Consider the following 6,108-nt stretch of genomic DNA (forward strand, 5'->3'; position numbering starts at 1 on the left):
ATGTATCGGCTTGTGGATCAGGCCGCCTGTGCCAGGGCCGAGAAGACCGACGTCAGGATCTTGCGATCGAAAGGCTTCAGCAGGAAATCGTCCGCACCGGCGCGCTTGCCGGCCATCATCTTCTTCAGGTCCGCCTCTATGACGCAATAGAAGATGCGGATGCTCTTGCCGTTCGGCATCGCCCGGATGGTGCCGATGAGTTCGAGCGCGCCCTCCAGGCCAGCGTCGACGATCAGGAAATTGGGAAGCTCGGCATTGCAGCGCGTCACCGCCGCGCGCGCGGTGTCGGCCTCGACGACGAGAAAGCCCAGTTCCGACAGGATCCGCTTGCCGACCGTCCGTACGATGTCCGATCCGTCGGCGATCATTAAACGCTGCATCGTGTTCCCCTGACGCTGAACCCGCTCTGGTTCCAAGCGTCTATCATTAGGAGGATGGCACTAATGAATGGTTACCCTTGGGCAGCAATCAACCGGAGATCGTCTCAGGCAGCCACAGTTTCGGCGATGAAGACGATCTTGTCTTCCGAAACCACGTGCCTCAGCTCCATGCCGGACTCTTCCGCAAGCAGTACCGTGTAATAGGGCTGGATCGAATGGGCATCGATCGGCTCTTCAAGCGTGCCGCTGGCGATTTCGACGAACTTGGCCGGCACGCGCATCATCCGTCCCTTGATGGTGAGGATGAATTTCGCGTCGTATTCCGGATTTTCCAGCGTCACGTCCATCGAGCCGCCGCGAGGAATGCCCGCATACGCGACAAGGAAAAGGTTGAGGAGCAGCTTGACCCGGTTCTTGGCGATGATAGCCCGCGGGCCGTTCCAGGTGACCTCGGTCTTCTTTTCGGCGATGGCGAAATCCTTGGCGGCCTTTTCGGCCTCGCCGGTGTCGATCGAGGCGCCGACCGAGCCGGAAGCACCGAATGCGAGGCGGGCAAACTTGAGGCGCACAGAGGCGTTGAGGGCCGAGGTGCGGATGAGGTCGAACGCGTCGCCGTCGGCGGCACCTTCGTCGAGAAGCTCAAGGCCGTTGTTGATCGCGCCGACCGGGGAGATCACGTCATGGCAGACACGGCTGCACAGAAGTGCCGCGAGATCTGGCCCGGCAAGGGTAAGATTCGGATTCTTCGGCATGTAGGTCTCCTGTTTGGGAAATGCTCCCCCCGCGTTCGCCTTGCCATCTGAAGGTTGCGCGGGGATGAAGCAATGTTCCTGGTCATAATGACACCATATTTGGTAAACCGATTGTTAAGATCATGGCCTCAAAATGGCTGGGCCTTAAGCATGATGCAAAAGGCATGCCCCTGGATGATACAATCATGGATCTGACAATGCGCATCCACACCCCTTCGGCCCTCGCACGTTTCGCAGCGACGGTGTTTGCCGTGATCGCGATCTTCGCAGGCCCGGCATCAGCCCAGCAGGGCGCCAACCAATATTCTGCCCAGGAAATCGTCGATGCCGGCCACGGCTTCTTCGGCTCCACCAGCGGCGGGCTTGCCAAGGTCGTCGAGAAGGCCTTTTCGCAATACGGCCTGCCGAACGGCTATATCCTCGGCCAGGAAGGGTCGGGCGCCTTCATCGCCGGCCTGACCTATGGCGAGGGCGAACTCTACACCAAGAACGCCGGCCAGCACCCGGTGTTCTGGCAAGGGCCCTCGCTCGGCATCGATTACGGCGGCCAAGGCACACGCGCGATGATGCTCGTCTATGACCTTCCCTCGGTCAACAGCCTTTATGCGCGCTTCGGCGGCGTGTCCGGCTCTGCCTTCGTGGTCGCCGGCGTTGGCATGACGGTGCTGCGCAACAACAATGTGATCCTGGTACCGATTCGCACCGGCCTCGGCGCTCGCCTCGGCATCAACGTCGGTTATCTGAAGCTCACCCAGTCGCCGACCTGGAACCCTTTCTGAAATTTACCATTATCCTCCCCGGACACCGGAGGGGATTTGATGTTTTTCGCCGCAGCGACCCGTAATCCCGCCTTCTGCCTGAAGGGCGCTTGCCGGTTGAATGCGGCCATGCTTAAACAGCCTGCGCATTTCCATCCAGACCGCGAAACGGCCGCATCGTGATTCAGTTTGCTCTTCTGTTCGGCTTGGGTTTCCTGAGCGCCGCACTTGCAGTGATGCTGATTGCCCCGGCGGTCCATAATCGCATCGTGCGCTACACCGAAAACCGTATCAAGGCGACGCTGCCGATCAGCCCGCAGGAAGTCCGCGCCCAGCGAGATATGGCCCGCGCCGTCTATGCCGCGGAGAACGCGCGTACCAAGCAGGAACTCGTCCAGGAAAGAGACAAGGCGGTCGCGCTGCAGATCAGGAGCGAAAGCCTTGCCGAGGAAACCAGGCAGCTGCTATCCGAAATCACCGACCTGCGTACCCAGATCGACACCATGGATGTCGAGGCCGCCGACGCCCGCTCGCGCCTGCGTCAGGAGGACAGCTATATTCAGCAGTTGAAGGCAGCGCTCGAAACCGCCGAGCAGAGCGTCGCCGCCAAGGATCAGGAGATCGAGAAGCTGCAGCAGCGCGAGCTTTTGATGATAGCCGACGCCGACAACTTCCGGATCGACCTTTCCACCCGCGACACCGAGGTGGAGAACCTGAAATTCCGGATCACCGCCTTGCGCGACGAACGGGACACGTTGCGCAACGACGTCCGGCTGCAGACCTCCCGCGCCAAGGACGCCGAGGCCCGGCTCGCCCAGGAAGAGCATCGCGTCCAGCGACTTGAGGACAAGCTTGCCAAGGAAATTGCCGACCGTGCCGACAGGGAGACGACGCTGGAGCGCCGGCTTGCAGAGATCGGTCGGTTGCGGGACAAGCTGAAAGGCGCCAATGCCGAAGCGCGGGATTCCAGTCGCGCCCTTCGCGATTCGGCCGTCGTCCGCCCGGTGATAAAGGCGGGGCCGAAAAAGAAGATTACTCCGGAGGACATCAACCTGCGTGAAATTCCGCATGCTCCGCCTCCGCGACAAGCCCGGATTTCCGGACAACCCGACGTCGATCCCGTCGTGGCCAGAATGGCTGAGGATGCCCGCAGTAGAGCAATGGCGCTCTCCGAGCGCCTGCAGAACGACAGCGGCAGCGACGAAGCGATTCGCCAGGAGCTCGCCGCGATCGCCGCCAGCATGGTGGCGATGACGGCGGCGTCCGAAGGTTCGTCCTCACCGATCCACAAGATCCTCTCCGGCAAATCCGGAAACGGCAACCGGGAAAGTCTGGCAGCGAAGTCGAAGAAGACGCTCGCTACCGCCCAGGACGCGAATAACTGAGACTTCTATAACCTGCCCTGAGCCATGGCGATCTCGTAGAGCGCGATCCCCGTCGCCGTCGCTGCATTGAGGCTGTCGAGACCTGGCGCCTGAGCGATGCGCGCCGATCGGATGCGGGCAAGCACCTCTGCCGGCAGCCCCTCGCCCTCCGTGCCAGTGATCAGCACCATCCGATCCGACGCCGGCACATCGCGGATTTCCACGAAGCCCGTCGGAGAAAGCCCCCAAACGGCAAAACCGTTCTCCATCAGCACCGCCAGGATATCGGACATCGTGCCGTGCCGCGTATAAGGCACCGAAAGCACCGACCCCACCGAGACGCGCAGCGCCTTTCGATAGAGCGGATCGCAGCAACTCTCGTCGAGCAGCACCGCATCGGCGCCGAAAGCTGCAGCATTGCGAAAGATCGAGCCTATATTGTCGTGATTGGAGATGCCGAAGGCGGCGACTACCAACGCCTTCTCCGGCAGCCTCGCAATCAGTTCGGAAGCGCTCCTCTCCTGCCGGCGGCGGCCAAGCGCCAGCACCCCGCGATGGAGGTGGAAACCGGCGATCTGATCGAGCACGGCAGTGGACGCCACATAGACCGGAATATCTGCCGGAAAACCTTCAAGGATCTCGGAAAGCCCCGCAACCCGGTTTTCGAGCAGCAGGATCTTCTCGGTCAGAAAATCGCCACCCGAACCATGCGCGGCGGCGAGCATCCTGAGCACCACCGTACCCTCGGCTATAAACCGCCCTTCGCGTCCGGTCAGGTCCCGCTCGCGGATCGACCGGAATTCGGCGATCCGCGGGTCGTCCGCGTCTTCGATGCGAACCGGCGCCATTATTGCGGAACGGCCACCGTCACATCGGCAACGATGCGGCCGGCGGCGATATCGTAGATGAAGATCTTCTGGTCGCCGGTCAGCAGGCCGTAGAACAGGATTTGGCTGCCGGAGAGCGATACGCCCTGCACCACGAAGCCGGGAGGCAGTTCTGCGGTTGCAGCAAGCGGCTGGCCGGCCGGCACCGAGAACCCGCCTGTCGAGGCGATCGTCTCTGGCTTGGCAGGCCGCTGCGCGACCTTATAGACAATGGCGCCAAGGACCGCCATAAAGCAGACGAACAAGATCCCGCCCGAAACGAGTATCAGAAGCACCATTTTCCGGCGGATTCTCTCCATTGCCGGATCAAGCGGCTCTTCCTTTTCCTCGATCTCGGGTTGGGGCATGGGACGTCCTTGTTCTTGTCGAATGCTATCGGAATGATTGAATGAACGATCCCTTTAAAGAAGCCGAGCGCCCAAGGAAAGTCCTCACCGCCTCCGACGAGGCCGAAGGACGGCTGGACGCCTGGCTGACTTCGGTGCTCGAAGGCGAGTTTTCGCGAAACCGCATCAAGGCCCTGATCGAACAGGGCGCCGTCAGCCTGAACGGCAAACCGGTTCTCGAGCCGAAGAAGAAGATCAATGCCGGCGACACCGTCGAGATCGACCTTCCGGAACCCGAGGACCCTGAGCCCAAGGGCGAGGATATCCCGCTCGAAGTGCTCTACGAGGATGCCGACCTGATCGTCATCGCCAAGCCCGCCGGCCTCGTCGTCCATCCGGGCGCCGGCAACTGGACCGGCACGCTGGTCAATGCGCTGATCCATCATTGCGGCGCAAGCCTCTCCGGTATCGGCGGCGTCAAGCGTCCCGGCATCGTCCACCGGCTCGACAAGGATACGAGCGGCGTGATGGTCGCCGCCAAGAACGATATCGCCCATCGCCACCTCGCAGACCAGTTCGCCGACCATGGCCGCTCGGGTCCCCTGGAGCGCGCCTATCAGGCCGTCGTCTGGGGCCGTCCGCGCGGGCTGAAGGGCACGATCGACGCGCCGCTCGGACGCGCCGGAGACCGCACCAAGCGCGCCGTGCAGAAGGAAGACGCAAGCGACGCCCGCGAGGCCATCACCCATTACCAGGTGATCGAACGGTTCCACGAGAAGCCGGATGCGACCGCGCTCGCCGCGCTGATCGAATGCCGGCTGGAAACCGGCCGCACCCATCAGATACGCGTGCACATGGCCCATATCGGCCACCCGCTGATCGGCGATCAGGATTACTCCGCCGGCTTCAAGACCAAGGCTAACCTGCTGCCGGATTTCGCCAAGAGCGTCGTCAACCGCTTTCCACGTCAGGCGCTGCACGCCTTTCTGCTCGCCTTCGAACACCCCCGCACCGGCGAGGTGATGGAATTCAAAGCACCGATGCCGGACGACATGGCTGAACTTATCGAGGCGCTGAAGGCATGAAACGGGTGGCCTGACGGGCTGCCGGAGAGTATATACCTGACGACATCCACGAGGTATCCCAAGGTCCTCCATGAGCCAGCTCGCCGTCACAAAGCTCCTCGATACTGACCTGATCAAGGTCCGCGACGTCGTGTGTGGCGGTGAATGCCGGCACCGGAGCGGCGAGGAATGCTCGCATGCAACCAGCCTCGTCTTCCCCTATCGCGGCGTGTTCATGCGCCATGTCGGCCGCGACGACACCGTCGCCGAGGCCAACCAGGTGCTGTTCTTCAACTGCGACGAGGCCTACCAGATCAGCCATCCGGTCGAAGGCGGCGATTCCTGCCTCAGCATGGACGTGCCCGAGGCGATGCTGGAGGAACTGGTCCCGGCCGAGCACCGCAATCCCAAGGGATCGCGCGTTGTCTTCAACAAGCAGCGGCTCAGGATCGATGCGCGCGCCCAGGCGCTGGTGGCGTTGCTGCGTCACAGCCTGATGCGTGGCACCGCCGAGACGCTGGAAGCCGACACGCTGGCCATGACGCTGGTGCGCCGCTCCGTCGGCGTGCGTACCGCC

Annotated in this window: 8 protein-coding genes and 1 pseudogene; 5 read left to right on the forward strand and 4 right to left on the reverse strand. The window is 62.3% G+C overall.

What is annotated here, in order from left to right; all coding sequences use genetic code 11:
• Positions 1-17: 17 nt before the first annotated feature.
• Both MOV63_RS25305 and chpT read right to left on the reverse strand, forming a co-directional pair.
• Positions 18-380: a PleD family two-component system response regulator gene (locus MOV63_RS25305; protein WP_038544623.1), complete on the reverse strand. Its 363-nt coding sequence runs from the start codon at positions 378-380 to the stop codon at positions 18-20.
• 104 nt (positions 381-484) lie between these two features.
• A complete protein-coding gene (gene chpT, locus MOV63_RS25310; protein ID WP_247038030.1) occupies positions 485-1,132 on the reverse strand; it encodes a histidine phosphotransferase ChpT in 648 nt (215 codons plus the stop codon).
• Positions 1,133-1,317: 185 nt separating this feature from the next.
• On the opposite strand from chpT, the gene MOV63_RS25315 reads away from it, so the two are divergent.
• Genes MOV63_RS25315 through MOV63_RS25320 form a run of 3 tightly spaced genes read left to right on the forward strand, consistent with a single transcriptional unit; the run spans position 1,318 to position 3,275 of the window.
• Entirely contained in the window at positions 1,318-1,911 is a 594-nt protein-coding gene (locus MOV63_RS25315; protein WP_157885158.1) for a DUF1134 domain-containing protein, read from the forward strand.
• A 39-nt stretch (positions 1,912-1,950) separates the two neighbouring features.
• Complete coding sequence (locus MOV63_RS32650) at positions 1,951-2,073, forward strand: hypothetical protein (RefSeq protein ID WP_258719298.1); 123 nt, start codon at positions 1,951-1,953, stop codon at positions 2,071-2,073.
• Positions 2,070-3,275, forward strand: coding sequence for a hypothetical protein (locus MOV63_RS25320; RefSeq protein WP_247038032.1), 1,206 nt, complete (start codon positions 2,070-2,072; stop codon positions 3,273-3,275). Before MOV63_RS32650 ends, MOV63_RS25320 begins: the two co-directional genes overlap by 4 nt.
• 5 nt (positions 3,276-3,280) lie before the next feature.
• Here the strand turns inward: MOV63_RS25320 and MOV63_RS25325 are convergent, their stop codons facing one another.
• Together MOV63_RS25325 and MOV63_RS25330 are read right to left on the reverse strand one after the other, a co-directional pair.
• Complete coding sequence (locus tag MOV63_RS25325) at positions 3,281-4,102, reverse strand: RNA methyltransferase (RefSeq protein ID WP_247038034.1); 822 nt, start codon at positions 4,100-4,102, stop codon at positions 3,281-3,283.
• A complete protein-coding gene (locus tag MOV63_RS25330) occupies positions 4,102-4,488 on the reverse strand; it encodes a hypothetical protein (RefSeq protein WP_247038036.1) in 387 nt (128 codons plus the stop codon). Before MOV63_RS25330 ends, MOV63_RS25325 begins: the two co-directional genes overlap by 1 nt.
• Positions 4,489-4,529: 41 nt before the next feature.
• On the opposite strand from MOV63_RS25330, the gene MOV63_RS25335 reads away from it, so the two are divergent.
• Together MOV63_RS25335 and MOV63_RS25340 are read left to right on the forward strand one after the other, a co-directional pair.
• On the forward strand, positions 4,530-5,552 hold the full coding sequence (locus MOV63_RS25335) for an RluA family pseudouridine synthase (protein ID WP_247038038.1): 1,023 nt from the start codon (positions 4,530-4,532) through the stop codon (positions 5,550-5,552).
• Between the two features lie 70 nt (positions 5,553-5,622).
• Positions 5,623-6,108, forward strand: a pseudogene (locus MOV63_RS25340) (AraC family transcriptional regulator); the annotation flags it as partial.

It is taken from the genome of Neorhizobium sp. SHOUNA12A (assembly GCF_023006505.1).
Classification (GTDB): Bacteria; Pseudomonadota; Alphaproteobacteria; order Rhizobiales; family Rhizobiaceae; genus Neorhizobium.